Here is a 26,498-nt window from a genome sequence, read left to right as displayed (position 1 = left end):
CGACAGCTGAGGGGCGGTCGCCGAGGCGACCGCCCCTCAGGCGTGTCCTAGAGGTACTTCTTCAGCTCGCGCCGTGCCAGCGACCGCTGGTGCACCTCGTCGGGCCCGTCGGCGATCATCAGGGTGCGCGCCCCGGCGTACAGCTCGGCCAGCGGGAAGTCCTGGCTGACGCCGCCCGCGCCGTGCAGCTGGATCGCCCGGTCGAGGATGTCGACGACCGCGCGGGGCGTCGCGATCTTGATGGCCTGGATCTCGGTGTGGGCGCCCCGGTTGCCGACCGTGTCCATCATCCACGCGGTCTTGAGGACCAGCAGCCGCAGCTGCTCGACCGTCACACGCGCGTCCGCGATCCAGTTGTGGACCACGCCCTGCTGGGCCAGCGCCTTGCCGAAGGCGTCGCGGGAGACCGCCCGCCGGCACATCAGCTCGATCGCCCGCTCCGCCATCCCGATCAGCCGCATGCAGTGGTGGATGCGGCCGGGGCCGAGCCGGGCCTGGGCGATGGCGAAGCCGCCGCCCTCCTCGCCGATCAGGTTCGTCACCGGCACCCGCGCCTGGTCGAAGACCACCTCGGCGTGGCCGCCGTGGGAGTGGTCCTCGTAGCCGAACACCTTCATGGCGCGCTTGACGGTGACGCCGGGCGTGTCGCGCGGCACCAGCACCATGGACTGCTGACGGCGGATGTCGGCGCCGTCCGGGTCCGTCTTGCCCATCACGATGAAGATCTTGCAGTCCGGGTTCATCGCCCCGGAGATGTACCACTTGCGACCGGTGACGACGTACTCGTCGCCGTCCCGCTCGATGAGGGTGGTGATGTTGGTGGCGTCGGAGGAGGCCACCTCGGGCTCGGTCATCGCGAACGCCGAGCGGATCTCCCCGGCCAGCAGCGGCTCCAGCCACTGCTTCCGCTGCCGCTCGTCACCGAACTGGGTGAGCACCTCCATGTTCCCGGTGTCCGGGGCGGCGCAGTTCAGCGCCGTCGGCGCCAGTTGCGGGGAGCGCCCGGTGATCTCGGCCAGCGGCGCGTACTGCAGGTTGGTCAGACCGGCGCCGTGCTCGGCGTCGGGGAGGAACAGGTTCCACAGGCCCTGGCTGCGGGCCCGCTCCTTCAGCTCCTCGACCACGGCCGGGGTGTCCCACGGCGAGGCGAGCAGCGCGCGCTGCTCCTCGGCGACGGGCTCGGCCGGGTACACGTACTCGTCCATGAAGGCGAGCAGCTTGGCGCGGAGCTCCTCGGTGCGTGCGTCGAACGCGAAGTCCATGCCGGTCAGCCTTCCTGGAGAGTGGTCAGTCCGTGCTCGATGAAGACGGGGACGAGCTCCCCGATGCGGTCGAAGCCGCGCCCGACCGTCTGGCCGAGTGTGTACCGGTAGTGGATGCCCTCCAGGATCACGGCGAGCTTGAACCAGGCGAACGCCGTGTACCAGGAGACCGCCGACACGTCTCGCCCCGAGCGGGTCGCGTACCGCTCGATCAGCTCGGCCGGCGACGGGTGCCCGGGAGCCGAGGCGGTCGTGGAGATGGGCGAGTTCGGGAGTTCCAGCGGCACGCTGTACATCACCAGCAGCCCCAGGTCGGTCAGCGGATCGCCGAGCGTCGACATCTCCCAGTCGAGGATCGCCCGGATCGTGTCGTCGGGCCCGATCAGGACGTTGTCGAGCCGGTAGTCGCCGTGCACGACCGCCGGGGCGGGGGAGTGCGGCAGCCCGCGGCCGAGCGCCGCGTGCAGCTCGTCGATCCCGGGCAGCTCGCGGCTGCGGGAGGCGTCCAGCTGCTTGCCCCAGCGGCGCAGCTGCCGGTCGAGGAAGCCCTCGGGCCGGCCGAAGTCGGCGAGGCCCACCGAGGCGGGGTCCACCGCGTGCAGCTCCACCAGCGTGTCCGCCAGCGAGAGGACCGCGTCCCGGGTGCGCCGCTCGCCGAGCGGGGCGAGCTCATCGGCGGTGCGGTAGGGGGTGCCCTCGACGAACTCCATGACGTAGAAGGGCGCTCCGAGCACTTCTTCGTCCTCGCACAGCAGCACCGGGCGCGGCACCGGCACGCTCGTCGGGTGCAGGGCGCTGATCACCCGGTGCTCGCGCCGCATGTCGTGCGCGGTGGCCAGGACGTGCCCGAGCGGAGGGCGCCGCACGACCCACTTCGCGGCGCCGTCGGAGACCGCGTAGGTGAGGTTCGACCGTCCGCCCTCGATCAGCCGGCCGGTGAGGGGGCCGTCGACCAGACCGGGACGCTCGCGTTCCAGCAGGGCGCGCAGCCGGTCGAGATCGAGTCCGGGCGGATGGTCGGTGCTCATGCGCGGCTCCTGCGGACGGGACGGGAAATCAGCATGCGCACCATGATGCCGACCGGTCGGTATGCAGTCCAGTGGTCACGCCCAACGTGATCGGGGCCACGATAGGACGACGGCCCCCCGGGCAGTACCCGGGGAGCCGTCGAAGAGCGGCTCTCCGGCCGCCTCGGCCGTCGTCCTCGGGGCCGCTCAGCGGTCGTCCCAGGGGCATGCTGCCACGCCGCCGAACTCCGCATATCGGGTCATTCGGCTTGCGGGGTGGCCGGGTACCCCGGAGGGTCGGACCCATGAAGGCCATCAGCTACTCACGCTACGGCGGCCCCGAGACGCTCGCGTACGGGGACGTCCGCGAGCCCAAGATCGGCCCCGACTCGGTGCTGGTGAAGGTCCGGGCGGCAGCCGTGAACCCCGTCGACTGGAAGGCCCGCGAGGGCTATCTGGACCCGATGCTCGACGCCGTCTTCCCGGTGATCCCCGGGTGGGACGTCTCCGGAGTCGTCGTGCAGCTCGGGGTGTCCGTCGCGGAGTACGCGGTCGGCGACGAGGTCATCGGCTACGTCCGTGAGGACTTCCTCTCCCGCGGCACCTTCGCCGAGTACGTCGGCGCTCCGGTGCGCACCCTCGCCCGCAAGCCGCGCAACCTCACCTGGGAGGAGGCCGCGGGCCTGCCGCTGACCGGGCTCACCGCCTACCAGGTGCTCACCGAGGCCCTCCAGGTGAAGCGCGGCGAGACCGTCCTCGTCCACGCGGCCGCGGGCGGCGTCGGCTCCATCGCCGTGCAGCTCGCCCGCCATCTGGGCGCCCGGGTGATCGGCACGGCGAGCGAGGCCAACCACGACTTCGTACGCTCGCTGGGCGGTGAGCCCGTGACCTACGGCGAGGGGCTCGCCGAACGGGTCCGCGGGCTGGCCCCCGAAGGCGTGGACGCGGCCTTCGACACGGTCGGCGGCGACACGCTGAAGGTCTCCGCCAACCTGCTGGCCCCGGAGGGACGCCTGGCGTCGATCGCCGACGGGGACGTGGTCGGCTACGGCGGCCGGTACTTCTGGGTCCGGCCGAACGCCGAGGACCTCACCCGGTTGTCGGAACTGGCCGAACAGGGTGTGGTGTCCGTGCACGTCTCCGAGACGTTCCCGCTCGAGCGCGCGGCGGACGCCTACCGGCTCAACGAAGAGGGCCGCACCCGGGGCAAGATCGTGGTGACGGTGGACTGGGCGGACGAGGCCGCCGAGAACGGGGAGCAGTGAGGCGGGCGAGGCTCCGGACCAGGTCCTAGACCACCACCAGCGCCGCGGCGCACACCGCCGTCGCCACCGCGCACAGGACTGCCGCCGTGGCGTGCCGCGGGGCGAGGGCCGCCGGGGTCGCCGTGGCCGAGAGGGCGTGGATCCGGTGGTGGGCGAGCAGCAGGAAGGCCAGCCACAGGCCGCCGCACAGCGCGCAGGCGACGGTCCCGGACACCGACACCCCGCCGTGCAGCGCCGCCTTCACGGCGAGTACGGCGGCCACCGTGCTCGCCAGCGTCGTACGCCGCCAGGCGAGCCGGGTCCGCTCGGGCTGAAGACCGGGGTCACGCGTCGGCCGGGCCTCTTCGCTCATCCCTCCCACCCGAACAGCACCACGACGGCCATCGCCAGGGCCACCACCGCGACCAGCACGCCCAGCAGCGCCGGAAAGCGGGACGCGGGCAGATCCTCGTCCCGGCGCATCGCCTGTTCGCAGCGCATCCAGTGGTTGACCGCGCGCAGGGAGCACAGCACGCCCGCGGCCAGCAGCGCCAGCGCCAGCCCTACCCGCCAGCCCCAGCGCAGATCCGGCAGGAACTGGTCCACCGCGAAGCCGCCGCCGATCAGCGCCAGCGCGGTGCGCAGCCACGCCAGGAACGTGCGCTCGTTCGCCAGCGAGAACCGGTAGTCGGGTGTGCGGCCCTCCTCCCGGACCTGCTCGGGAGCGAACCACAACCGGACGTTCCGTACGAACTCGATCACCCGCAGGACCCTACCCGCCGACCGCCGTCCGCCCCGGTCGCGGTGCCCGCCGAGGTGGTGTCCGCCCTGCTCAGCCGTTAGCCCGGGCCGCCTTCAGCCGCTCGTACGCCGCCAGGCCGTCCGGCACCCACTCCCAGACGGAAAGCCGCCGTTCGACCTCCGCCTCGGGGAGGAAGCCGTGCCAGGCCACCTCCTCCACCTGGGGGTTCACCGGCAGATCGCAGCGGACCTCGTAGACGGCCGACCACCAGCTCCCGGCGGCCCCCGCGTCGTACAGGAACTTGAAGAGGAACTCCGGGCGGGGCAGGCCGCTCACGCCCAGCTCCTCCTCGGCCTCGCGCAGGGCGGCGTCGTCGTAGGCCTCGCCGGCGCCGACCACACCGCCGACGAACATGTCGTACATCGAGGGGAAGACCAGCTTGGTCGGGGTGCGGCGATGGACGAAGATCCGGCCCTCGGAGTCCCTGGCCCGGACGAAGACGCAGCGGTGACGCAGCCTCTCGGCGTATGCCTGCCCGCGAGGGGACTGTCCGACCACCCGGTCGTTCTCGTCGACGATGTCGAGGATCTCGTCAGCAGCGCTCATGGGCCCATCCAAACAGGCCCGCCACCGGTGCCGGCGGCTGGTCACCGGCACCGACGGCTGGTCACCGGCGCCCGCGGCTGCTGGTCACTCGTCGGCGGCTACTGGGGCTGGAGGTCCGGGACCCGTTCCCGCGGCGCCGTGCCGCGCGGCATCGCCGGGTGCAGTCCGAGGAGCACGATGCCCGCGACGATCGCCGCGAGCCCCGCCGCCTCCCAGGCCAGCGCACCGGTGTCGGTGCGCAACCGGTCGCCGAGGAAGCCGACTCCGCAGATGATCCCCGCGAGAGGCTGCGCCGCGGTCAGCGCGGGCAGCGACAGCCGCAGGGGCGCGGTCTCGAACGCGCTCTGGACCAGCACGAGGCCGGTCACACCGAGGGCGAGCACCGCGTACGGCTGCCAGCCGGTCAGCAGCTCGCCGAGGCCGCCCGCCGTGAAGCGCTGCCCGCTGACCCTGGTCAGCGCGTCCTGGACGCCGTACAGCAGACCGGCCGCGAGGGACAGCAGCACCGGGCCGGAACTCAGCCGGGAGCGTTTGGCGTAGGTGGTGAGCAGCAGGGCCAGCCCGATCATCACTCCCATGATCAGCCAGTGCCGCACCGGATCCGCGACCGCGGTGCCGCCGCGCGGCTCGCCCGCCACGATGAAGGCGGTCACCCCGCCCGCGAGCAGGATCAGGCCCGCCCAGCCCTGGCGGCCCAGCGACTGCTTCGTCTGGTGCCGGGAGAGCGCGAGGGCGAACAGCAGATTCGTCGCGAGCAGTGGCTCCACCAGGGAGATCTCGCCCTGTCCGAGTGCGATCGCCCCCAGCGCCATGCCCGCCACCATGAGGCCGATGCCGCCCAGCCAGCGGGGCACCTTCATCAGGTCGAGCAGCAGCCGGGGCGAGAGGAAGTCACCCAGCGGCGCCCGCTGGGCCGCGTTCTGCTGGAGTACGAACCCGAAGCCCAGGCAGCAGGCGGCGCTCACGGCGAGAACCAGAACCAGAACCGACACGCTGCCTACCTCGATCATCCGGTCGGACCACGGACGGGATGCCTAGTGGCCGACTGTAGCGTCCGGGCGCCCTCGGCGCCTCGAGTACCCGGAACCGGCCGGTTGACCCGGCCGCGGCACCAGGGAACAGGGCCGTGGGGGTTGCGGGGCGGCCCCACGGCCATGGTGTGGGCTCCGGCCGGGCCGCGCCATGGCGTACGCCACACCGGCCGCCGGGACACCCGGCGGCAGGGGGTCCCACCAGCGGCGCTCCGCCGCGGGATTCTCGCCACCGGGCGGCGGTCGGCATCCGTCATCTCCTCCCGACCCTTGACGGTGAGTGTTCCCTAGGGATTGGCTGTGCGTGATCGGCCGAGCGCAGGCCGATGTCAGAGCCGCCGCCGAGGCAGATGAGGAAGTCCCGCGGTGCCCTTACCCCCGCCCCCTCCCGGCCGTGATCACGAGCGCGTCCCCCGGACCCACGACCCGGCCCTGGACGACACCGAACTCGGCCTCGCCCGCGCCGCGCTGGCCCAGGGCCGTCGGCAGCCCGTCCGCTCCCTGCTGGCCCGGACCGGCGCCGACTGGGACCGCCGCGCACACCGGACGACGGTTCTCGCCCTCGAGCCCCGCGCGGCCGCCTGCGCCCACGAGTGGCTGCTCGCCGAACCCGGCAGCGCCGACGCCGCCGCGCTGCTCGCGCTGGCCCAGGTCCGCCGGGCCCTGCGCGGCAAGGAGGACGCGGCGCTCGCCCGAGCGGCGTGCCGTTCGGCCGCCGCGCTCGCGCCCGCCGACCCCACCCCCTGGCTCGGCCTGCTCCAGCTGGAACGGGACGGCGGGGCGGAGACCGTGCGGATCTTCGAGGAGGTCCGGTCCCGGCACCGCGACCACCATCACGCGCACCACCTGATGGTCGCCCGGCTCGCCGAGCGTCGCGCGGACGGTGGCCCGGACCCGCTGCACGAGGTCTACGACTTCGCCGCCTGGGCCGCCGAACAGGCGCCCGCCGACTCCCCGCTGGCGATCCTCCCGGTCGTCGCGCACGCCGAGCGCTACCGAGTCCTCGCCGCCCACGGCTTCGCGCCCGCCGACCCCGCCGACTCCGGGCACTGGCGGGACGGCCGGGCCAGGGGCGTGATGAAGGCCGCGTTCGACTGGTGGCTGGAGTGGGAGCACGACGACCACCCCCGCCACCTGATCGACCTCAACTTCCTCGCGCACGCCAAGAGCCTGGAGGGCCGGGGCGCCGAGGCCGCCGCCCTCTTCCACCGCATCGGCCGGCACGCCACCCCCGAGCCCTGGTCCTACCCGGACCGTGACCCCGGCCCGGCCTTCCACGCGGCCCGTGCCGCCGCGCTCGGTCTGAGAGCCGGGTAAGAAGTGATGACGTAAATCTGACGTCCGCCCGGGATCCCTGGCCCCGGCGGGCCTCCGGGTGCTCGAATGGAAGGGTGAACCCCGAACCACCCGAGCCGGCCGAGGCACCCGAGGCATCCGGTCCGGACGCAGCACCCGCGGAACGTGGCACACCCGTCGGCCGACGGGTCTTCCTCGGCACGCTCGCCCTCGGTGCCCTGGGAGTCGTCGCGGCGCCCCCGCTCCAGCGCGGTATGGAGGCCTTCCTCGGCAGCGCCGCCGACAAGGACCCCACCGGCCTCACGGGTCTGCTCCCCAACGGCGGCGGCTTCCGCTACTACTCGGTGACGTCCTCGGTCCCGCACAAGAGCGCCACGAACTACCGCCTCACCGTGGACGGTCTCGTCGACCGGCCCGCCGGCTACACGCTGGCCGACCTCAGGGCCCTGCCCCAGACCCGGATGGTCAAGGACGTCCAGTGCGTCACCGGCTGGCGGGTGCCGGGCACGCCCTTCGAGGGCGTCCGGCTGTCCACCCTGCTCGACGCGGCCGGGGTCCGCGCCGAGGCCGGCGCCGTCCGCTTCACCTGCTTCGACGGCGCCTACACCGAGAGCCTCACCCTCGCCCAGGCCCGTCGCGCCGACGTGCTGGTCGCGCTGCGCATGCAGGACAAGGACCTCGGCCACGACCACGGCGGACCCGTCCGCCTCTATGTGGCGCCCATGTACTTCTACAAGTCCGCCAAGTGGCTCTCCGGCATCACCGTCACCGAGAAGGTGAAGCCCGGCTACTGGGAGGAGCGCGGCTACGACGTCGACGCCTGGGTCGGCCGCTCGAACGGACGGGACGATGAGCCTACGAACTGAGGCGCCGCAGGCGACCACGGAGATCCCCCGCTTCACCCGCGCCGAACGGTGGGTGCACCGCACCACGGCCCTGCTGATGGGCGTGTGCGTGGTGACGGCGGCCGTGCTGTACATCCCCGAGTTCGCCCAGCTCGTCGGCCGCCGCGAGCTGGTGGTCCGCGTCCACGAGTGGGCGGGCCTGGCGCTGCCCGTCCCGGTCCTGGCGGGTCTCGCCTCCCGCGCTTTCCGCGCCGACCTGCGGCACCTCAACCGCTTCGGCCCGCACGACCGCCGCTGGCTGGGTGCCGCCCTGCGCCGGGACAAGCGCCGGCGGTCACGTCCGGCGGCCAAGTTCAACGCCGGACAGAAGGTCTACGCGGCCTGGATCGCCGGGGCGACCCTCGTGATGCTCGGCACCGGCCTGCTCATGTGGTTCACCCACCTCACCCCGATCATGTGGCGCACCAGCGCGACCTTCGTCCACGACTGGCTCGCCCTCACGATCGGCGTCGTCCTGGCCGGCCACATCGGCATGGCCCTGGGCGATCCGGAAGCCCGCCGCGGAATGCGCACGGGCTCGGTGAGCCGGGAATGGGCCCACCGCGAACACCGCCTGTGGCGCCCCTAGGCGAAGCCCCCACCCGGCCGTCCTGCGCCGGTGACCAGGACGTCGTGTGCACCTCGCCGGGCGCGGGGCGTTCCGCTTCGACACCGAGTTCGACGCGGCGCTGCGACTGCTCGCGGTCGAGCCCGCGTTCGACGCCCTGATCAGCGCGGTGGTCCCGGTACGGGACGCGGAGTCGGCGTTCACGCCCGGTCCGGCCGCTGATGTCGAACACGGGGTGACCCATCCCCGTACTCCTTCCCGCTCCCGCCGTACCGCTAGACGACCAGGGAGAGGAGCAGGACCAGACCGCCGGCGACCACGGAGATGATGGTCTCCATGACCGACCAGGTCTTGATGTTCTGGCCGACGGTGAGTCCGAAGTACTCCTTCACCAGCCAGAACCCGGCGTCGTTGACATGGCTGAAGAACAGCGAGCCGGCGCCGATGGCCAGGACCAGCAGGGCGGTGTGCGTCGTCGACATGTCGGCCGCGAGCGGCGCGACCAGGCCGGCCGCCGAGATCGTCGCCACGGTCGCCGAACCGGTCGCCAGCCGGATGGTCACCGCGATCAGCCAGGCCAGCAGCAGCGCCGGGATCGACCAGTCCTCGGAGATGTCCAGGACCATCTGACCCACGCCGCAGTCGATCAGGGTCTGCTTGAAGCCGCCGCCCGCGCCGACGATCAACAGGATGCCCGCTATGGGCGCGAGGCCCTTCTCGACCAGCCCCGAGACCCGGTCCTTGGCGAACCCGGCGGGCCTCAGCAGGGTGAAGATGCCGACGAGCACGGCGGTGAGCAGCGCGATCAGCGGCGAGCCGACGACGTCGAAGACACGCTGCACGGTGTGCTCGGGGTCGTCCACCACGATGTCGACCAGTGCCTTGGACAGCATGAGCACGACGGGCAGCAGGATGGTGGCGAGCGTGGCGCCGAAGCCGGGTCGCTTCTCCAGGTCCTCGGAGGGCCGCTGCGCGATCATGCGGTCGGGGGCGGGGACGTCGACCCAGCGGGCGGCGACCCGCGAGAACAGCGGACCCGCGACGACGACCGTCGGGACGGCGATGAGCACGCCGAGCGCCAGGGTGACGCCCAGGTTGGCGCCGACCGCGTCGATCGCGACCAGCGGACCGGGATGCGGCGGGACGAGACCGTGCATGACCGACAGACCGGCCAGCGCCGGGATGCCGATCCGCATGAGCGAGTAGTTGCCCCGCTTGGCGACCATCAGCACGACGGGGATCAGCAGCACCACGCCGACCTCGAAGAACAGCGGCAGACCGATGACGGAGGCGATCAGCACCATCGCCCACGGCATGGAGCGGCCTCCCGCCTTGGCGAGGATCGTGTCCACGATCTGGTCGGCGCCGCCGGAGTCCGCCAGCATCTTGCCGAGGATCGCGCCCAGCGCGATCAGCACGCCCACCCCGGCGACGGTGGCGCCGAGTCCGGTGGTGAACGAGGCGATGGCCTTGTCGAGCGGTGCCCCGGCGAACGCGCCGAGCGCGAGCGAGCCGATGGTCAGCGCGAGGAAGGCGTGGAGCTTGAACCGGGTGATGAGCAGGACGATCACGGCTATGCCCGCCAGGACGGCGATGCCCAGCTGCGCGTGGCCGGCCGAGGTGATCGGCTCGACGGTGTCCGCTGCCAGCATCTCGACACTGAGTCTGGTCACGGGTGATTCCCTTGCAGATATGGGGACGGGGAGGGAAGTGCGGGGTGGTCAGGCAGGCTGGGGAAGCGCGTCGAGCGCGGTCACGGCCCGCCCGGTGATGGCCTCCGGGCTGCCGGAGACGTCGACGACGACGCCGCCCTCGTCCGCCTGGAGGGGCTGGAGCGTGGCGAACTGGGAGTCGAGCAGCGCGGTCGGCATGAAGTGGCCCTGCCGGTGCGCCATGCGGTCCTCGATCAGCGCGCGGTCGCCCGCGAGGTGCACGAAGACGACCCCGGGGGCCGCGGCCCGCAGCCGGTCGCGGTACGACCGCTTCAGCGCCGAGCAGCTGACGACCCCGCCGAGTCCGGCCCGCGCGTCCGCCCAGCCGCCGATGGCGTCGAGCCACGGCCACCGGTCGTCGTCGCCGAGCGGGGTGCCGGCCGACATCTTGTCGATGTTGGCCTGCGGGTGGAAGTCGTCGCCCTCGGCGTACGGGACGCCCAGCCGGGCGGCGAGCAGGGGACCGATGGTGGTCTTGCCCGTACCGGCGACACCCATCACCACGACGACGTGCGGGGTACGCATCTCTGCCTCACTGTCTGCCTCGACGTCTGACGCCAACGGACGCCGACGACACTGAAACCGATTAGGTACGACTAATTCAAGAGTGTGTGACAAATAAGTCTGACTTTTTGGCTGAGTGATCTACCCCGTACTCTGAGTGCATGACCACTCCGGGCCGGGGTCTGCACGGCCGAGTACTGGACGCCCTGGGCCCCGCGATCACCGCGGGTGAATACCCGCCGGGCAGCGTTCTGCGCACCGACGAACTGGCCCAGCGCTTCGACGTCTCCCGCTCGGTGATGCGCGAGGCGGTCCGCGTCCTGGAATCCATGCACCTGGTCGAGTCCCGCCGCCGCGTGGGCGTGACGGTCCGCCCCCGGTCCGCGTGGAACGTCTACGACCCGGAGGTCATCCGCTGGCGGCTGGCCGGCGCCGACCGCCCGCACCAGCTGCGCTCGCTCACCGTCCTGCGCTCGGCGATCGAGCCGGTCGCGGCGGGCCTGGCGGCGAAACACGCCACGGCGGAGCAGTGCGCCGAGCTCACGGAGTGCGCGCTCGGCATGGTGGCCAACTCACGCGGGCACCGGCTGGAGGGATACCTCGTCCACGACGTCGCCTTCCATCGGGTGATCCTCGCCGCCTCGGGAAACGAGATGTTCGCCCGCCTCGGCGACGTCGTCGCGGAGGTCCTGGCGGGCCGCACCCATCACGAGGTCATGTTCGAGGACCCCGCCCCCGCCGCCGTCACCCTGCACATCCAGGTCGCGGAGGCGGTCCGCGAGGGCGACGCGGCCCGCGCGGAACGACTGACCCGGGAGATCACGGTCGGCGCCCTCCAGGAACTGGACATCCTGGCGCCCTAGCCGCGCCGGCGCGTTACTCGGGGTGCTAGGGGTGCTAGGGGTGCTAGGGGTGCTCGGGGAACTCCCCGTCCACGTACACCCACGCCCCGGCCACCCGCTCGAACCGGCTGCGCTCGTGCAGCGCGCCGCCCCGGTAGGAGGCCCGGAACTCCACGGTCCCGGTCGCGTGGAAGGCGCTCCCGTCCGCCGTCCCGAGGATCTCCAGGCCCGTCCACCGCATCCCCGGATCGAGCTCGAGCCGCTCCGGCCGCGTCCGCGGATGCCACGTCCGCAGCAGATACCCCACGTCCCCCCGCACGAAGGCGCAGTACCGCGACCGCATGAGCGCCTCGGCGGTCGGCGCGGCCTCGGCGCCCACGTGGTAACGACCACAACAGGCCTCGTACGGCGCGGGCAGCCCGCACGGACAGCCGGTGGAAACGGCGGGCGAGGTGCGGACGGCGGCGGAGCCGCGCTGTCGCGGGCGGGCGGTACGTCGGGCCATGACCCCATTGTGCCCGTCCCTCGAGGGGCGCGGGGAACTGCGCGATCAGCCCCCACCGGTCCGCGGGCCGGAAACCGTGCCGGCATCCCCGCGATCACAGCGAAGCGTCACGCCGACTCCGCGCCCCGGCCCACCGACGGGACCGGCAGCGGTGGCAGCGCCGTGCCGTACACCCATGCCTCGAACAGCTCGTCCAGCGGCTCCGGTGCGAACCGTGCCGCGTGCGCGGCGAGCGTCGACGTCGTCACCGACCCGCCCCGGTGCAGCCCGAGCCAGGCGCGCAGCATCCGGAAGAACGCGTCGTCGCCGAGCGCGCAGCGCAGCGCGTGCACGGTGAGCCCGCCGCGCTCGTAGAGCCGGTCGTCGAACATCGACTTGCGGCCGGGGTCGGCGAGGCGCAGGTCCTGCGGCAGCGAGGACAGCGACCGGTGCGCGACCGCGGCGTGCTGCTGCGCGCTGCGCCCGCCCGACCGCTCCGACCACAGCCACTCCGCGTACTTCGCGAACCCCTCGTTCAGCCAGATGTGCCGCCAGTCGGCGATGGACACGCTGTTGCCGAACCACTGGTGCGCCAGCTCGTGCGCCACCAGCCGCTCCGAACCCCGCGCGCCGTCCAGGTGGTTGGCGCCGAACAGCGACAACCCCTGGGCCTCGACGGGGACATCGAGGTCCTCCTCCGTCACCACCACCGCGTACTCGTCGAACGGGTAGGGCCCGAAGAGCTGTTGGAAGAGATGCATCATCCCGGGCTGCCGCGCGAAGTCCCGCGAGAACTCCGCCAGCAGCTCCGCCGGGAGGTGCCCGTGCTGGGGGATGCCCCCGAGCCCCGGGTCGCCCAGCAGGACGGTCTGGTACTTGCCTATCGACAGGCCGACCAGATAGCTCGACGTCGGCGCCGACTGCTCGTACACCCACGTCGTCGTCGAGGCCTTCGTGGTCCGCGTCAGCAGCCGGCCGCCCGCCACCACCGAGTACGCCGACGGTGTCGTGACCGCTATCAGGTACGACGCCTTGTCCGCGGGCCGGTCGTTGCACGGATACCAGGAGGGCGCCCCGACGGGCTGGCTCGCCACCAGCGCCCCGTCGCCCAGCTCCTCCCAGCCGATCCCGCCCCAGGGGCTGTTCACCGGCTTGGGGTTGCCCGACCAGTGCACCTCGACGGTGAAGGCGGCCCCGGCGCGCAGCGGCTTGGCGGGCCGCACGCGCAGCCGGCCGCCACGGTGGGTGTAGTGCGTCGGCCGGCCGTCCACCCGGACCCGGCCGATCTTGAAGTCGGCCAGGTTCAACTGGAACTCCGGCAGCGCCGAGCGCCCCACGATGGCGTTGATCCGCGCCGCGCCCGACAGCCGGTTCGGGCCGGGCCGGTAGTCCAGCGTGAGCTCGTAGCGGTGCACCCGGTAACGGGAGTCACCGTTCGCCGGGAAATACGGATCCGGCCCGACCGACTGCTGAACTGCCACTTCCCCGTCCGCTCCCTGACCTGTAATCGAACCACCCGCCGCCGGTGCACCGCCCACCGACTCCGAGTAGCCCCCTCTCAGGGACGCCATGCCTCGATCGGGTTGCCGAGCCAGCGGGTGTCGTCCGGGACGGACTCCGCGGCCATGACGAGCGACGCGGGACCCAGGGTCGTCCGGGCCCCGATCGTGCTGCCGGGCAGCACGATCCCGCCAGGGCCCAGCGTGGCACCCTCACGGAGGACCACAGTATCCGTCCGCAAGATCCGGTCGTGGAAGAGGTGAGTCTGCAGGACGCACCCACGGTTCACCGTCGCCCCGTCCCCGAGCGTCACCAGGTCCGACTCCGGCAGCCAGTAGCTCTCCACCCACGCGCCCCTGCCGATCCGCGCGCCGAGCCCGCGCAGCCACGCCGTCATCACCGGCGTCCCCGGCACGGCGCCCGCCAGCCACGGCACCGCAACGACCTCGACGAACGTGTCCGCCAGCTCGTTGCGCCACACGAAGCCGCTCCACAGCGGATGCTCGCCGCTGCGATGCCGACCGACGAGCAGCCACTTGGCGACGATCGAGACGACGGCCGCCGCGCCCCCCGCCCCGAGCAGGACGAGCCCGGACAGCAGCGGCGCCCAGACGCCCAGCGCGCACAGCACCGCCACCGTCAGCACGGCCAGCCCCGCCGAGCAGAACACCGGCACGATCCGGCACAGTTCCACCAGCGCACGCGCCCACAGCAGCCGCGCGGGCGGCTCGTACGTCCGGCTCTGGTCACCGCCGGTCGTGTTCCGCGGCAGCTTCACCGGCGGCAGTCCCAGGTACGAGCTGCCCTTCTTCGCCTTCTTCGGCGTCGCCGACAGCACCCCCACCAGGCCGCCGTCGGGCACGCTCCGCCCCGGCGCGGTCATCCCCGAGTTGCCGAGGAACGCCCGCCGACCGATCTCCGCCCGCCCGATCCGCATCCAGCCGCCGCCGAGCTCGTACGGCGCGGTCAGCGTGTCGTCGGCGAGGAACGCGCCCTCACCGACCGTGGTCAGGCTGGGCAGCGCGAGGACGGTCGACACCTCGGCGCCCTTGCCGATCCGCATCCCGAGCAACCGCAGCCACACCGGCGTGACCAGCCCCGCGTACAGCGGGAAGAGGGTCTCGCGCGAGTGGTCCATGAGCTGTGTGACGGTCCAGGCCTGCCAGCCGATCCTGCTGTGCGTGGGATGCGTGCCCTCGCGCAGACCGAGGCTCAGCAGCCGTACGGCGATCAGCAGCAGCACGGCGTACGCCAGACCGAAGGCGAGCGTGGCCGGGACCAGGGCGAGCGCGGCGCCCCGCAGGGCCTCACCGAGCCCGCCGCCCGGGGTCACGAAGCGGCTCGCCACCAGCAGGGCCGCCCCGGCCGCCAGCACCGGCAGCGCGGTCAGCCCGAAACCGGCCAGGCCGTACAGCACCCGCCAGGAGGTGCCCCGGGCCGGCCGTTCCTTGGGCCAGTTGCGCTTGGCCTTGCCGAGCTTGACCGCGGGAGCGCCCGCCCACCGCTGACCGGTGGGGATCTGACCGGTGACCGCCGAACCCGGCGCCACCTCGGCCCGCTTGCCGACCCGGGCGCCCGGGAAGAGCATGCTGCGCGTGCCGACGACGGCGTGCGCGCCCACCTTGACCGTTCCCATCTCCAGCCGGTCGCCGTCCAGCCACCAGCCGGACAGGTCCACCTCGGACTCCACGGCCGCGCCCCGGCCCAGCTTCAGCATGCCGGTCACCGGCGGCAACGAGTGCAGGTCCACGTCCGGCCCGACCTTGGCCCCCAGGGCCCGCGCGTAGCGCTCCAGCCAGGACCCGGTCAGCGAGGTCGCCCCGCTGAACTCGGCCAGCCGCTCCGCCGTCCACAGCCGCAGATGGACGCCGCCACCGCGTGCGTACCGCCCCGGCTGCACACCGCGCAGCAGCAGCCGCGCCCCGCCCGCGGCGATCGCGAGCCGGCCGGGCGGGCTGAACAGCAGCAGGGCGGCGGATCCGACCAGCCACCACGGGGCGGTCGGCAGCCAGGAGTACGCGGGCAGCAGGTTGCCGAGCGCGGCCAGCGGCACGGTCCAGCGCAGCCCCAGCAGCGTGAACAGCGGTACCAGCAGCAGCGTCTGGATCACCTTGGCGCGCGCTGGCACCGGCGCGATGACGCGGGTCGCCCCGTCGTCCTGCGCGGATTTCTCCAGATGCCGGGCCAGCTTGCGCAGGGTGGGCTGCTGGTAGATGTCGAGGACGGCCGCGCTGGGGTAGCGGGTGCGCAGCCGCGTCGTCAGCCGGGCGGCGGCGAGGCTGCTGCCGCCGATCGCGAAGAAGTCGTCGCGGGCACTGCCCACGGGGATGCCGAGGACCTCGGTCCACTGTTCCGCCAGCCAGGCCTCGGTGCCGTAGAGCTGCTCGGCCGGGCCGCCCGTCTCCACCCCTTCCAGGGGCCAGGGCAGGGCGTTGCGGTCGACCTTGCCCGAGGTCCGGGTCGGCAGGTCGTCCACCGGCGCGAGCAGCGGCACCAGGGCGGCGGGCAGCTCGGCGCGCAGCCGCTGCACGGCCGCCGCCTGGTCCCAGCCGCCCTGCGTCACGACGTATCCGACGAGGAGCTGGTTGCCGCCGCGGGCGGTCCGCACGGCGGCGGCGGCGCTCGCGACACCCGGCAGCGCCTGCAGTGCCGCGTCCACCTCGCCCAGCTCGATCCGCCGCCCGCCGAGTTTGATCTGCTCGTCGGCCCGCCCGAGGAAGACGAGCCCCTCGGCGTCGGCGCGCACCAGGTCACCGCTGCGGTACGCCCGTTCCCAGCCCAGCGACTTCAGCGGCGCGTACTTCTCCGCGTCCTTCTCGGCGTCGAGATAGCGCGCGAGCCCGACCCCGCCGATCACCAGCTGCCCGCTGCCACCCAGCGGCACGGGCTCCCCGGCCTCGTCCACGACGGCCAGCTCCCAGCCCCTGAGCGGCAGACCGATCCGGATCGGTTCCTCGCCGGACATCAGGGAGGCACAGGCGACGACGGTGGCCTCGGTCGGCCCGTACGTGTTCCAGACCTCCCGCCCCTCCGTCACCAGCCGCTGCACCAGCTCGGGCGGGCAGGCCTCACCGCCGAAGATCAGCAGCCGGACGTCGTTGAGGGTCTCGGGCTCCCACAGCGCGGCCAGCGTCGGCACCGTGGAGACGACCGTGATCTCCTGCTCGACCAGCCAGGGCCCCAGATCGGCGCCGCTGCGGACCTGGGAGCGGGGCACGGGCACCAGACAGGCCCCGTAGCGCCAGGCCAGCCACATCTCCTCGCAGGAGGCGTCGAAGGCCACGGAGAGCCCGGCCATGACCCGGTCGACGGGCCCGATCGGCTCCTCGGTGAGGAACAGCGCGGCCTCGGCGTCCACGAAGGCGGCGGCGCTGCGGTGACTGACGGCGACACCCTTGGGCTTCCCGGTGGAGCCGGAGGTGAAGATGATCCAGGCGTCGTGCTCGGTGCCGGGGCGGGCGGCGGCCGCCGCCGTGGACGTGCCGTGGACGGTGATCTCGTGCCGGGCGCCGACGACCGCCCGCACGTCCGCCTCCCCGAAGACCAGCTCGGCCCGCTCGTCGGGGTCCTCGGCGTCCACCGGGACGTAGGCGGCGCCGGCGGCGAGGACGGCGAGGATCGCCACGTAGAGGTCGTTGGTGCCGGACGGGACACGGATGCCCACCCGGTCGCCCAGCCCGACCCCGGCGGTGGAGAGCCGGCGCCGGAGGTTCTCCACCTCGACGGCGAGGGCGCGGTAGGTGAGGGGCGTGCTGCCGTCGTCCAGGGCGAGCTCGTCCGGGAACGACCGTACGGACGCGTCGAAGACGTCGACGAGGGTGCGGGGGGAGGCGGCGGGGCCGCCGGAGAAGCGGGCGGTGTCACCGAGTTGAGCGTGGATTTCTTCGTCGAGCAGGCCGAGAGCACTGCTCTCGTGAATGGCTGCCATCGGTCCTCGCGTCTCGATCCCGGAAGCCTCCGGGGCGCCGGCGGGCCCGCAGGTCTGCCTGGGGTTGTCCGGTCCAGCTCCGTAACAAGCCGGAAATTTTAGTACGACGCTAGGCTCGCCGCAGGGGCCCGGCCACTCGGGGAGGCCGTCCGGGGTGTCGTGGAAGATCAACAGCAACGCTCTGACCTGGAAGCTTCGCGCTGCGGGGAGACTTGCCCCACATCGGCGGGAAGGACGCCTCTGCCGACCTGATGTCCCGGTCTGAAGTGCGCGCGCCGAGGGCGGGAGCGGGGGCGAAAGGCAGGGGAGACGCAGAGAGGTAAGGGATGCCGAGGCGATCCAGGTGGTCCGGGACCGGGACCGGGACCGGCGCCGGATCCGACGACGCACACGTGCGCTTCCCGCCGCAGCGACGTCGTGCGCATTGAGCGCGGTCGGCGCCGCGCCGTCCTTGAAGGGTGCGCGCGCTGAGTGTCGGCGGCGACCTCGTTGCGGAGCGCCGAGGAGCCACGTCCCGTGGGCGACCCGCTCCGTGGCCTCTTCAGGCGGCTGCCCGGCTGATCACGCCGGGCGCGGCACGGCCGGGACGCGGCACGGCGGGGGCATGGCTCGCGCTTTGGCCGGCCACTCGGGCACCGCTGGAAGGCGGGTGACCCGACCCGCGCCCCGGAGCCCTCCCGCACGGCTCCGACAGTCGTATGGTTCGTGGTGATTTATGGTGAATAGAGGAGTATGCCCCTACCGGAGGTGCAATGATGCGCGCCGCGGCAGCGATCGGCTCTCTGGCTGTCGGCGTGGCGCTCATCGTCGCGACATCGGCTTGTGACCAGGGCGGGTCGCAGTCGCCGAATGTCCACTACGGCGACTGCCCGGTCTCGGGACATTACGGGGAGTTTCACCTGACACCCGAGACGGCGGGGGCCCTCACGGTCAAAACGACCCTGCCCGCGCCCGGCTGGTGGAACGGCGACACGCCGGACTCCATCAAGAGCGGCTACGAGTACTGCATGGCCGCCAACATCGCCTATCGATCCGGACTTGACCGGGTGAAGGTGGAGAACACCCCCTTTCCGGAGGTCGTGTCCGGCCGGACCAAGGACTTCGACCTGGCCCTGGCTCAGATCACGATCACCCCGGAACGGAGCAAGGTGGCCGAGTTCTCCCCGCCCTACCTCTCCTCGACCCTGGGAGTGCTGATCAGGGACGATGAGAAGATCGACGCGGCCAACATCCGTGACGTTCGCATCGGAGTGGCCGAGGGCACCACGGGCGAGGAGTTCGTCGAGAAGCGCCTCGAGCCGACCAAGCCCGTCACCGCCTTCCCCAACGACCCGGAGATGGTCACGGCGCTGGAGGAGGGACGAGTCGACGCGGTCGTCCACGACACGACGATTCTGCTGGCGTATCCCCAGAAGCGGGAGGGCCAGGTGCGTCTCGTGGGCCAGTACAGGACCGACCAGGGTTACGGCGCCCTCTACCCGAAGGGGTCACCCGACAAGGACGAGCTGGACCGGATCATCAGGCAGCTGATCGACGACGGAACGCTCACCAAACTGTCGGCCGTCTATCTCGGGGCCGCTTTCGGCCAGGACCCGGCCAAGATCCCGTACTTCACGGTCGGCGACGGCTCCTGAACGCGCCGGGCGTACGCCCGCCCCGGAGCGGCGGTCCGGTTCCGTCCCGCTTCACAGGTCCGCCATCGGGAGACCGCTCAGGTCCCCGGCGGCTCCGGCGGCGAGCGCCTGCTCAGCCCAGATGATCTTGCCTCGGTCGGTGTACCGGGTCCCCCAGCGGCGGGACATCTGCGCGACGAGGAACAGACCACGACCCCCCTCGTCGGTGAAGGCCGCGCGGCGCAGGTGCGGGGAGGTGCTGGTGCCGTCGGCGACCTCGCAGATCAGGCTGTCGCGGTCGCGCAGCAGCCGCAGGCTGATGGGGCTCGCTCCGTACCGGATGGCGTTCGTCACGAGTTCGCTGAGGATCAGCTCGGTCGTGAAGGCGGCCTCGCCGAGCCCCCAGGACTCCAGCCTGCGGGTGGCCTCGGCGCGGATCCGGGAGACGGCCGCGGGGTCGTCGGGCACCTCCCACTCCCCGACCTGCCCCGGGTCGAGCAGCCGGGTGCGTGCGACGAGCAGGGCGACATCGTCACTCGACCTGGTGCGCAGCATCGCGTCGAGCACCGCCCGGCAGGTGTCGTCCGGGGTGGCGCCGTCCGTATGGGCGAGCGCCTGCCTCAGCATGCCGAGCCCGGTGTCGATGTCACGGCCGCGGGCCTCGACCAGGCCGTCGGTGTAGAGGACCAGCCGGCTGTCGGCTGCCAGCCGGAGTACGGCCGTCTCGACCGGCAGACCTCCTGCCGCGCCGAGTGGCGGGGCGACGGGGATGTCGGGGAAGGTCACGGAGCCGTCGGGTGAGACAAGCGCCGGACCGGGATGACCGGCCCGGGCGAGAACACACCGCCCGGAGACCGGATCGTAGACCGCGTACAGGCAGGTGGCACCGGTGACGGCCTCGGTGTTGCCCTCGGCCGCCGCGTCCTGGTCGATCCGGGTGATCAGGTCGTCCAGGTGCGCGAGAAGCTCGTCCGGAGGCAGGTCCAGGGCGGCGAAGTTGTGCACCGCGGTCCTCAGACGACCCATCGTCGCGGCGGCGTGCAGACCGTGTCCGACGACGTCGCCGACCACCAGGGCCACCCGGGCCCCCGGCAGCGGGATGACGTCGTACCAGTCGCCGCCCACCCCCGCCTGGGCGGGCAGGTACCGGTGCCCGACCTCCAGGGCGGACAACTCGGGGAGCACGCCGGGCAGGAGACTGCGTTGGAGGGTGACGGCCGTGGTGTGCTCGCGGGTGTATCGCCGCGCGTTGTCGATGCACACGGCCGCCCGGGCGGCGAGTTCCTCGGCGGGGGACAGGTCGTCCGGCTCGAAGGGGTCCTGCTCCGAACGCCAGAACTCCACGACACCCAGCAATTGGCCTCGGGCCTGGAGCGGCACCGAGATCATGGAGTGGACACCGGATTCGATGACCTTCCGGGCCCGTTCCGGGTTCTGGACCCGCCATCCGTCGGCCATGGCGAGGTCCGCCACCAGGACCGGCCGGCCGGTGGTCATACCGATGGCCACGGGGTTGCCCGGCGCGTAGCGCATCCGCCTCCCGACGGGGTAAAGGGGCACGTCGTCCCGGATGCCCTCGGTTGCGATACGGCGCATCTCCATACTCGCCCCCGTCGGTTCACCCCCTTGCAGCACGGGCTCCAGCAGCTCGACGGTGGCGAAGTCGGCGAAACGCGGGACCGCCACCTCGGTCAGTTCTTCGGCGGTGCGCGTCATGTCGAGGGTGGTACCGATCCGCGTGCTGGCCTCGTAGAGCAGTTGCAGGCGCCCGCCCGCCACGTCCGCCCGGCCCGCGAGGGCGCGCAGCTCCGTGGTGTCCCGCAGGGTGGCCACGCTGCCGCCCTCCGGGCCGACCACCGGCCTCACGCTGACCGCGAGCAGGATGTCCCCGGCCAGGAAGACCTCGTCCGTGGCAGCCCGGCCCGATCCCAGCAGTCCGGCCAGGGCCGGGCTCAGCCCGAGTCCGGTGACCGCCCTGCCCTCGGCCTCCTGCGGCAGTGCGAGCAGTCGGCGCGCCTCGTCGTTGACCAGCAGCAGCCTGCCGTCACCGTCCAGAATGATCACGCCTTCGCGGACCGCGTGCAGCACCGCGTCGTGGTGCTCGTACATGCGGGTCATCTCCACCGGCCCCAAGCCCCGGGTCTGGCGCCGCAAACGCCCGCTGACCAGGGCCGACCCACCCGCGGCGAGAAGCAGCGCGACACCGCCGGCGGCGAAGATCACCGGCAGCTGGTGCTGCACCACACTGGTCACCTTGTCCACCGTGACCCCCACGGTGACGAGGCCGACCGCGGTCCCCTTCTCGTCGAAGACGGCCACCGTCGAGTCGACCGCCTTCCCCAGACTGCTGTCGAACGTGGTCTGGTGGGGCTCGCCTTCGAGCGCCTGGCCGTAGGATGTGGAGACGTGCTTCCCGATCTGGTCCGGGTCCGGGTGCGTCCACCGGAAGCCGTAGGGGCTCAGCGCCACGACGTAGTCGACGCCGGTCCTCTTGCGCACCGCCTCGGCGCGTGGCTGGAGTGCCGCCGTCGGGTCATCGCTCTTCATCGCCTCCGCGGTGCCCGGGGCGTTCGCGAACGCCTCGGCCGCCACCAGCGACCGGTCGCCGGCTTCCTGGATCGCGCGATTGCGGTCCTGGATCACGAGCACCACCACGGCCGTGGCGATGACCAGGAGGACGACCACCAGTTGCAGTAGGAAGACCTGACCGGCGACGCTGCGCGGTTTCCGCAACGACAGCAGACGTCGGCCGGAACGGTGACGGGCCTTCGGGCCGGCTTGCGGTGGCCCGGCCTTCGGTGGCACGCGGTCGGCCCGGCGGCTCGCTGGGGCATGTTGCCCAAGTTTGCCCATTTTCCCAGTATCAGTGACCGGCCCGGCGGGCGCGGCTCAGGACGGGCCCGTGCCGGTACGGGCGGGCCGGTGCCGCAGCGAGCGGGGAGCCCGAAGGGTGCGGGAAACGAAGAATTGCCGGTGAGTCACATGACTCACCGGCAATTCGCAAACCTACCGAGGACGATCTCATGAACGTCCCGGCTGGTTCCGCCTCTGTGTCCGAGGGGGGACTTGAACCCCCACGCCCGATAAAGGGCACTAGCACCTCAAGCTAGCGCGTCTGCCATTCCGCCACCCGGACAAGGTGTCTGTCGTGCGGGGCTTCCCCCGCGGCGACGTCGTAAACATTACCAGGCTTTCCGGGGTGCCCGATCACGGGCAGTCGCCCCGCCGGATGCCGTATCCCGCGTGAACGGCGTGTGACGGGCCGGGACCGGCCTTGGGCGGGGAGCGGGGGAGAGGGAGGATGAGGGGGACCCACCAGCAGTGACAGCGGGAGGAACCAGCGTGAGCGCGACCGACGGCACGGCCAGGAGCGTCACCGGCGAGGACGAGGTCGTGGACCTCTGCCGCGAGCTGATCCGGATCGACACCAGCAACTACGGCGACCACTCGGGTCCGGGTGAACGCAAGGCGGCCGAATGGGTCGCCGAGAAGCTCGCCGAAGTGGGACTCGAGCCGAAGATCTTCGAGTCGCACCCGGGACGCGCCTCCACCGTGGCCCGCATCGAGGGCGAGGACCCGTCCAGGCCCGCGCTGCTCATCCACGGTCACCTCGACGTCGTACCGGCGAACGCGGTCGACTGGACCCACCACCCCTTCTCCGGCGAGGTCGCCGACGGATGCGTGTGGGGCCGGGGCGCGGTCGACATGAAGGACATGGACGCGATGACGCTGGCGGTCGTCCGCGACCGGCTGCGCACCGGGCGCAAACCGCCCCGCGACATCGTGCTCGCGTTCCTCGCCGACGAGGAGGCGGGCGGCACCTACGGCGCCCGTCACCTCGTCGACAACCACCCCGACCTGTTCGAGGGCGTCACCGAGGCGATCAGCGAGGTGGGCGGGTTCTCGTTCACCGTGAGCGAGGAGCGGCGGCTCTACCTCATCCAGACGGCCGAGAAGGGCATGCACTGGATGAAGCTGACCGTGGCCGGCACCGCCGGACACGGCTCGATGATCCACCGGGACAACGCGATCACCGAGCTCTCCGAGGCGGTCGCGCGGCTCGGCCGGCACACCTTCCCGGTCCGGGTCACCAAGACGACCCGCGCCTTCCTCGACGAACTCGGCGACGCGCTCGGCACCCAGCTCGACCCCGAGGACATGCAGTCGACCCTCGCCAGGCTGGGCGGGATCGCCAAGCTGATCGGCGCGACCCTGAGCAACACCGCCAACCCGACCCAGCTGGGCGCCGGCTACAAGGTCAACGTCATCCCGGGCGAGGCCACCGCGCACGTCGACGGGCGGTTCCTGCCGGGGCACGAGGACGAGTTCCTCGCCGACCTCGACCGGATCCTCGGCCCGAAGGTGCGCCGCGAGGACGTGCACTCCGACAAGGCGCTGGAGACCTCCTTCGACGGGCCGCTGGTCGAGGCGATGCAGTCCGCGCTGCTCGCCGAGGACCCGACCGCCAAGGCCGTCCCCTACATGCTCTCCGGCGGTACGGACGCCAAGTCCTTCGACGACCTCGGTATCCGCGGTTTCGGCTTCGCCCCGCTGAAGCTGCCGCCGGAGCTGGACTTCGCCGGGATGTTCCACGGCGTGGACGAGCGGGTCCCGGTGGACGGGCTGCAGTTCGGCGTGCGTGTGCTCGACCGGTTCATCGACGCGTCCTGAATTGTCCCGCTGAAACCAGATTCCACCGGGTGGAGAGCGGGCGAAGAAAATCGGCCGCCTGTGCGGGCGCGACTGGGAAGAGTGAATGCGCCGATAAGCGCGTAGCCTCATTAATTCCCCCTCGTTACTGGTGATGCGATCCGCTGCTTGGGATCGCATTGCCAACAAGGAGGAATAATGATCAAGAAGGTCGTCGCTGCTGCGGCTGCCACTGGTGGGCTGGTTCTCGCGGGCGCGGGTCTGGCTGTCGCCGACGCCGGTGCCCAGGGTGCTGCCGTGCACTCCCCGGGTGTCGCCTCGGGCAACGTGATCCAGGTGCCCGTGCATGTCCCGGTGAACGTCTGCGGCAACACGATCTCGGTGATCGGGCTGCTGAACCCCGCCTTCGGCAACACCTGCATCAACAAGTGACGTCGACCCGCTGAGGGTCGTCCGTCCACACAGTCGGCCCCGGAGCGCGCGCCATGCGCTCCGGGGTCGACCGGTATTTCTCCGAAGGAAAAGCCGAAGAAGTCGAAGAGCCCGAAACGAATCGAACAGCTGCCATGCTGCGAGAAATTCGGGACGAGTGACGAGATGGAAAGCAGGGATTCAGTAATGCGACAGGTCACCCGCAAAAGCCTCATGACCGTGGCGGCGGCGACGGGAGTGATCGCCGCCGCGGGCGGCTACGCCCACGCCGACTCCGGCGCGAACGGCGCCGCCACCGACTCGCCCGGCGTCCTGTCGGGCAACTCGGTGCAGGCCCCGGTCAACATTCCGGTGAACGTCTGCGGCAACACCGTCGACGTCGTCGGGGCGCTCAACCCGACCTTCGGCAACTCCTGCGCCAACAAGGGCGGCGGCGCGCGGTCGGGCGGCTACGGCGGCCAACGGGGAGGTGGCTACGGCGACCACCAGGGCGGCGGCTACGGCGACCACCAGGGCGGCGGTGGCGGCCGGGGTGGAAACCACGGCGGTAACCACGGCGGCGGCTACGGAGGCAACCACGGCGGCGGCTACGGCGGCAACCAGGGCAGCGGCTACGGCGGCGGCCATGGCGGCGCCGGCGCGCAGGGCGGCTCCGGGGGCGCGCACGCGGGCGGGTACACGGGCGGATCGCCCGGTGTCGGCTCCGGCAACCACGTCCAGGCGCCGATCGACGTGCCGGTCAACGTGTGCGGCAACAGCGTCGACGTCGTCGGGATCCTCAACCCGTCCTTCGGCAACGACTGCGCCAACGACAGCGGTACCGGTGCCCACAGGCCCCCCTCCCGCGGCCACGAGACGCCGGGCCAGCCCGGAGAGCACGGCCCCGGCAAGCCGGGCGGGCACGGACACTCCGGCCCGTCCCGACCCGGGGGCGTGCCGTCCACCTCGGATCACGTGACCCCGGCCGGCGCCTCCGGCGTCCACCGGCCCGCCGCCCACGCCGCGCAACTCGCGCACACCGGCAGCGAACTGCCGATGGGCCTCGCTCTGCCGGCCGGCGTGGGCGCGCTGCTCGCGGGCGCGGTGCTCTACCGCAAGGCGCGCCCCTCCGCGTAAACCTCGAGGGAGCCCACGACGGAGCGGGCCCCGCCTCGGCGGGGCCCGCTCCGTATCCGTCGGCTCACCTCACCACGTGGCCCGCACCTGGCGAATGATCCGCCGGCGCAGCCGCACCCTGCGGCTGCCGTCACGCAGCAGGCTCAGGCGGTCCAACTCCCAGTGTCCGTACTCGGCATGGTCGGTCAGCAGTCGGGTCGCGTCCTTGCGGGAGACCCCGCGCGGTACGTAGACGTCGACAAATTCGTATTCCGGCATCGCATCTATTGTGCGGTCTGGGGTCCGGTACGGATAGCGTCTGCACTATGTCTGATGCTGCGCAGCCCACCGCTGCCGAGGTACGCGCCGCCGCCGAGGCGGTCAAGACCGCGCTCGACCGCCACCTGGCGGCGGTCGAACGTAGGACGGGGGAGGACGACCCGGCTGTCTACGAGGCGTTCAACGAGCTGGCCGCGGCCGCCGAGGTCTACGACGAACTGCTCTACGACCGTTATGACGAGGTCACGCCCTTCGAGATCCCCGGCGCGGAGGACTCCCTGCCGCCGTACGCGGGTCCCGAGGAGCCGAACGCGCTGAGTGTGCTGATCCGCCGCGACTACGCCGTCGCGGAGCCACAGCGGCTGCTGGCGCAGGCCCAGCGGATCGAGGCGGCGGACGACGAAGGAGTGGGCGGGGCGGTCTCGGACACGGTGCACGGGGCGCTGGGCATTCTGTTCGGCGAGTTCGAGCCGGACGAGATCGCCTCCCGGCACAAGGAGTTCGGCCTGGAGGAGGGCGACTCCACGCTGTGGGTGCTGGCTGCGGACGAACCGGCCGAGCCGGGCGAGTGGCTGGAGACACCCTTCGAGCAGGCCGACCCCGGGCGGGTCGTCTGCCGCTTCGACGTGAGCTCGGTGTTCGACGAGCTCGACGACGGCGACGACGACGAGGATCTCGCGGACGACATCGAGGACGAGGAACTGGAGCCACTGGACGCGGACCGCTAGTGAGCTGGTTCGGAGATGCGTGAGCAGTAGCGGCAGATTCGGTCGAGGATCTGGTCGGCGGTCTTGGTCCATTTGAAGGGTCTGGCCTGGT

General features: G+C 72.1%; 23 protein-coding genes, 1 tRNA gene and 1 pseudogene. 11 read left to right on the top strand and 14 right to left on the bottom strand.

Annotated features, from left to right (window positions below; all coding sequences use genetic code 11):
* Window positions 1–47: 47 nt before the first annotated feature.
* Window positions 48–1,262 carry an acyl-CoA dehydrogenase family protein gene (locus ACFWBD_RS22835; protein ID WP_385669628.1) on the bottom strand — a complete coding sequence of 405 codons (1,215 nt, stop codon included), beginning with the start codon at window positions 1,260–1,262 and terminating at the stop codon, window positions 48–50.
* Between the two features lie 5 nt (window positions 1,263–1,267).
* Complete coding sequence (locus ACFWBD_RS22830) at window positions 1,268–2,290, bottom strand: phosphotransferase family protein (protein WP_385669625.1); 1,023 nt, start codon at window positions 2,288–2,290, stop codon at window positions 1,268–1,270.
* Window positions 2,291–2,574: 284 nt separating this feature from the next.
* Here ACFWBD_RS22830 and ACFWBD_RS22825 point away from each other — a divergent pair, with 284 nt between their 5' ends.
* Window positions 2,575–3,534, top strand: a complete 960-nt coding sequence (locus ACFWBD_RS22825; protein WP_385669622.1) for an NADP-dependent oxidoreductase — start codon at window positions 2,575–2,577, stop codon at window positions 3,532–3,534.
* A 25-nt stretch (window positions 3,535–3,559) separates the two neighbouring features.
* On the opposite strand, the gene ACFWBD_RS22820 is transcribed toward ACFWBD_RS22825, so the two are convergent.
* The 4 genes from ACFWBD_RS22820 to ACFWBD_RS22805 form a co-directional block, all read right to left on the bottom strand.
* On the bottom strand, window positions 3,560–3,886 hold the full coding sequence (locus ACFWBD_RS22820; RefSeq protein WP_385669619.1) for a DUF202 domain-containing protein: 327 nt from the start codon (window positions 3,884–3,886) through the stop codon (window positions 3,560–3,562).
* Window positions 3,883–4,275, bottom strand: a complete 393-nt coding sequence (locus tag ACFWBD_RS22815; RefSeq protein ID WP_385669616.1) for a YidH family protein — start codon at window positions 4,273–4,275, stop codon at window positions 3,883–3,885. The genes ACFWBD_RS22820 and ACFWBD_RS22815 overlap by 4 nt, the downstream gene beginning before the upstream one ends.
* 70 nt (window positions 4,276–4,345) lie before the next feature.
* Complete coding sequence (locus tag ACFWBD_RS22810) at window positions 4,346–4,861, bottom strand: NUDIX hydrolase (protein WP_385669613.1); 516 nt, start codon at window positions 4,859–4,861, stop codon at window positions 4,346–4,348.
* Between the two features lie 98 nt (window positions 4,862–4,959).
* Window positions 4,960–5,853 carry a DMT family transporter gene (locus ACFWBD_RS22805; protein WP_385669610.1) on the bottom strand — a complete coding sequence of 298 codons (894 nt, stop codon included), beginning with the start codon at window positions 5,851–5,853 and terminating at the stop codon, window positions 4,960–4,962.
* Window positions 5,854–6,258: 405 nt separating this feature from the next.
* On the opposite strand from ACFWBD_RS22805, the gene ACFWBD_RS22800 reads away from it, so the two are divergent.
* From ACFWBD_RS22800 to ACFWBD_RS22785, 4 genes and pseudogenes are all read left to right on the top strand, one after another.
* On the top strand, window positions 6,259–7,209 hold the full coding sequence (locus ACFWBD_RS22800) for a hypothetical protein (protein ID WP_385669607.1): 951 nt from the start codon (window positions 6,259–6,261) through the stop codon (window positions 7,207–7,209).
* Between the two features lie 74 nt (window positions 7,210–7,283).
* On the top strand, window positions 7,284–8,054 hold the full coding sequence (locus ACFWBD_RS22795; protein WP_385669605.1) for a molybdopterin-dependent oxidoreductase: 771 nt from the start codon (window positions 7,284–7,286) through the stop codon (window positions 8,052–8,054).
* Window positions 8,038–8,661 carry a cytochrome b/b6 domain-containing protein gene (locus tag ACFWBD_RS22790; protein ID WP_385669602.1) on the top strand — a complete coding sequence of 208 codons (624 nt, stop codon included), beginning with the start codon at window positions 8,038–8,040 and terminating at the stop codon, window positions 8,659–8,661. Before ACFWBD_RS22795 ends, ACFWBD_RS22790 begins: the two co-directional genes overlap by 17 nt.
* Before the next feature lie 61 nt (window positions 8,662–8,722).
* Window positions 8,723–8,968, top strand: a pseudogene (locus ACFWBD_RS22785) (hypothetical protein); the annotation flags it as partial.
* On the opposite strand, the gene ACFWBD_RS22780 reads toward ACFWBD_RS22785, so the two are convergent.
* Entirely contained in the window at window positions 8,916–10,313 is a 1,398-nt protein-coding gene (locus tag ACFWBD_RS22780) for a gluconate:H+ symporter (RefSeq protein ID WP_385669599.1), read from the bottom strand. The pseudogene ACFWBD_RS22785 and the gene ACFWBD_RS22780 overlap by 53 nt on opposite strands.
* Window positions 10,314–10,361: 48 nt before the next feature.
* Window positions 10,362–10,877: a gluconokinase gene (locus tag ACFWBD_RS22775; RefSeq protein WP_385669596.1), complete on the bottom strand. Its 516-nt coding sequence runs from the start codon at window positions 10,875–10,877 to the stop codon at window positions 10,362–10,364.
* A 140-nt stretch (window positions 10,878–11,017) separates the two neighbouring features.
* On the opposite strand from ACFWBD_RS22775, the gene ACFWBD_RS22770 reads away from it, so the two are divergent.
* Window positions 11,018–11,719 carry a FadR/GntR family transcriptional regulator gene (locus tag ACFWBD_RS22770; protein WP_385669593.1) on the top strand — a complete coding sequence of 234 codons (702 nt, stop codon included), beginning with the start codon at window positions 11,018–11,020 and terminating at the stop codon, window positions 11,717–11,719.
* Between the two features lie 43 nt (window positions 11,720–11,762).
* On the opposite strand, the gene ACFWBD_RS22765 is transcribed toward ACFWBD_RS22770, so the two are convergent.
* The 3 genes from ACFWBD_RS22765 to ACFWBD_RS22755 form a co-directional block, all read right to left on the bottom strand.
* Window positions 11,763–12,203 (bottom strand): YchJ family protein, encoded by a 441-nt coding sequence (locus ACFWBD_RS22765; protein WP_385669591.1) that lies wholly within the window; start codon window positions 12,201–12,203, stop codon window positions 11,763–11,765.
* Window positions 12,204–12,310: 107 nt separating this feature from the next.
* Window positions 12,311–13,663 carry a M1 family metallopeptidase gene (locus tag ACFWBD_RS22760; RefSeq protein ID WP_385669588.1) on the bottom strand — a complete coding sequence of 451 codons (1,353 nt, stop codon included), beginning with the start codon at window positions 13,661–13,663 and terminating at the stop codon, window positions 12,311–12,313.
* A 77-nt stretch (window positions 13,664–13,740) separates the two neighbouring features.
* Window positions 13,741–17,610 carry a Pls/PosA family non-ribosomal peptide synthetase gene (locus ACFWBD_RS22755; protein ID WP_385669585.1) on the bottom strand — a complete coding sequence of 1,290 codons (3,870 nt, stop codon included), beginning with the start codon at window positions 17,608–17,610 and terminating at the stop codon, window positions 13,741–13,743.
* A 755-nt stretch (window positions 17,611–18,365) separates the two neighbouring features.
* Here ACFWBD_RS22755 and ACFWBD_RS22750 point away from each other — a divergent pair.
* Entirely contained in the window at window positions 18,366–19,244 is an 879-nt protein-coding gene (locus ACFWBD_RS22750; protein ID WP_385669582.1) for an ABC transporter substrate-binding protein, read from the top strand.
* Between the two features lie 51 nt (window positions 19,245–19,295).
* Here the strand turns inward: ACFWBD_RS22750 and ACFWBD_RS22745 are convergent, their stop codons facing one another.
* A complete protein-coding gene (locus tag ACFWBD_RS22745; protein ID WP_385669579.1) occupies window positions 19,296–22,076 on the bottom strand; it encodes a SpoIIE family protein phosphatase in 2,781 nt (926 codons plus the stop codon).
* Window positions 22,077–22,274: 198 nt separating this feature from the next.
* A tRNA-Leu gene (locus tag ACFWBD_RS22740) sits at window positions 22,275–22,359 on the bottom strand.
* A gap of 206 nt (window positions 22,360–22,565) precedes the next feature.
* Between ACFWBD_RS22740 and ACFWBD_RS22735 the strand changes: the two genes are divergently transcribed.
* The 3 genes from ACFWBD_RS22735 (at window position 22,566) to ACFWBD_RS22725 (ending at window position 25,421) form a co-directional block, all read left to right on the top strand.
* Window positions 22,566–23,894: a M20/M25/M40 family metallo-hydrolase gene (locus ACFWBD_RS22735; protein ID WP_385669576.1), complete on the top strand. Its 1,329-nt coding sequence runs from the start codon at window positions 22,566–22,568 to the stop codon at window positions 23,892–23,894.
* 177 nt (window positions 23,895–24,071) lie between these two features.
* The gene (gene chpH / locus ACFWBD_RS22730) at window positions 24,072–24,305 is read left to right on the top strand and encodes a chaplin ChpH (protein WP_028806602.1); all 234 of its coding nucleotides are present in this window, start codon (window positions 24,072–24,074) and stop codon (window positions 24,303–24,305) included.
* 186 nt (window positions 24,306–24,491) lie between these two features.
* Window positions 24,492–25,421 (top strand): chaplin, encoded by a 930-nt coding sequence (locus ACFWBD_RS22725; protein WP_385669573.1) that lies wholly within the window; start codon window positions 24,492–24,494, stop codon window positions 25,419–25,421.
* Between the two features lie 69 nt (window positions 25,422–25,490).
* Here the strand turns inward: ACFWBD_RS22725 and ACFWBD_RS22720 are convergent, their stop codons facing one another.
* Window positions 25,491–25,679, bottom strand: a complete 189-nt coding sequence (locus ACFWBD_RS22720; protein ID WP_005485166.1) for a DUF5703 family protein — start codon at window positions 25,677–25,679, stop codon at window positions 25,491–25,493.
* A gap of 47 nt (window positions 25,680–25,726) precedes the next feature.
* On the opposite strand from ACFWBD_RS22720, the gene ACFWBD_RS22715 reads away from it, so the two are divergent.
* Window positions 25,727–26,407, top strand: a complete 681-nt coding sequence (locus ACFWBD_RS22715; protein WP_351762617.1) for a hypothetical protein — start codon at window positions 25,727–25,729, stop codon at window positions 26,405–26,407.
* Window positions 26,408–26,498 lie beyond the last annotated feature (91 nt).

This window comes from Streptomyces sp. NPDC060002 (assembly GCF_042737245.1).
In the GTDB taxonomy this organism is placed as follows: domain Bacteria; phylum Actinomycetota; class Actinomycetes; order Streptomycetales; family Streptomycetaceae; genus Streptomyces.
This window is presented reverse-complemented; position numbering and strand designations above follow the sequence as displayed.

Coding starts and splice junctions, on each gene's coding strand:
- ACFWBD_RS22835 (WP_385669628.1), bottom strand. CDS start 1,262: ATGGACTTCGCGTTCGACGCACGCACCGAGGAGCTCCGCGCCAAGCTG.
- ACFWBD_RS22830 (WP_385669625.1), bottom strand. CDS start 2,290: ATGAGCACCGACCATCCGCCCGGACTCGATCTCGACCGGCTGCGCGCC.
- ACFWBD_RS22825 (WP_385669622.1), top strand. CDS start 2,575: ATGAAGGCCATCAGCTACTCACGCTACGGCGGCCCCGAGACGCTCGCG.
- ACFWBD_RS22820 (WP_385669619.1), bottom strand. CDS start 3,886: ATGAGCGAAGAGGCCCGGCCGACGCGTGACCCCGGTCTTCAGCCCGAG.
- ACFWBD_RS22810 (WP_385669613.1), bottom strand. CDS start 4,861: ATGAGCGCTGCTGACGAGATCCTCGACATCGTCGACGAGAACGACCGG.
- ACFWBD_RS22790 (WP_385669602.1), top strand. CDS start 8,038: ATGAGCCTACGAACTGAGGCGCCGCAGGCGACCACGGAGATCCCCCGC.
- ACFWBD_RS22775 (WP_385669596.1), bottom strand. CDS start 10,877: ATGCGTACCCCGCACGTCGTCGTGGTGATGGGTGTCGCCGGTACGGGC.
- ACFWBD_RS22770 (WP_385669593.1), top strand. CDS start 11,018: ATGACCACTCCGGGCCGGGGTCTGCACGGCCGAGTACTGGACGCCCTG.
- ACFWBD_RS22765 (WP_385669591.1), bottom strand. CDS start 12,203: ATGGCCCGACGTACCGCCCGCCCGCGACAGCGCGGCTCCGCCGCCGTC.
- ACFWBD_RS22755 (WP_385669585.1), bottom strand. CDS start 17,610: ATGGCAGCCATTCACGAGAGCAGTGCTCTCGGCCTGCTCGACGAAGAA.
- ACFWBD_RS22750 (WP_385669582.1), top strand. CDS start 18,366: ATGCGCGCCGCGGCAGCGATCGGCTCTCTGGCTGTCGGCGTGGCGCTC.
- ACFWBD_RS22745 (WP_385669579.1), bottom strand. CDS start 22,076: ATGGGCAAACTTGGGCAACATGCCCCAGCGAGCCGCCGGGCCGACCGC.
- chpH (WP_028806602.1), top strand. CDS start 24,072: ATGATCAAGAAGGTCGTCGCTGCTGCGGCTGCCACTGGTGGGCTGGTT.
- ACFWBD_RS22725 (WP_385669573.1), top strand. CDS start 24,492: ATGCGACAGGTCACCCGCAAAAGCCTCATGACCGTGGCGGCGGCGACG.
- ACFWBD_RS22720 (WP_005485166.1), bottom strand. CDS start 25,679: ATGCCGGAATACGAATTTGTCGACGTCTACGTACCGCGCGGGGTCTCC.
- ACFWBD_RS22715 (WP_351762617.1), top strand. CDS start 25,727: ATGTCTGATGCTGCGCAGCCCACCGCTGCCGAGGTACGCGCCGCCGCC.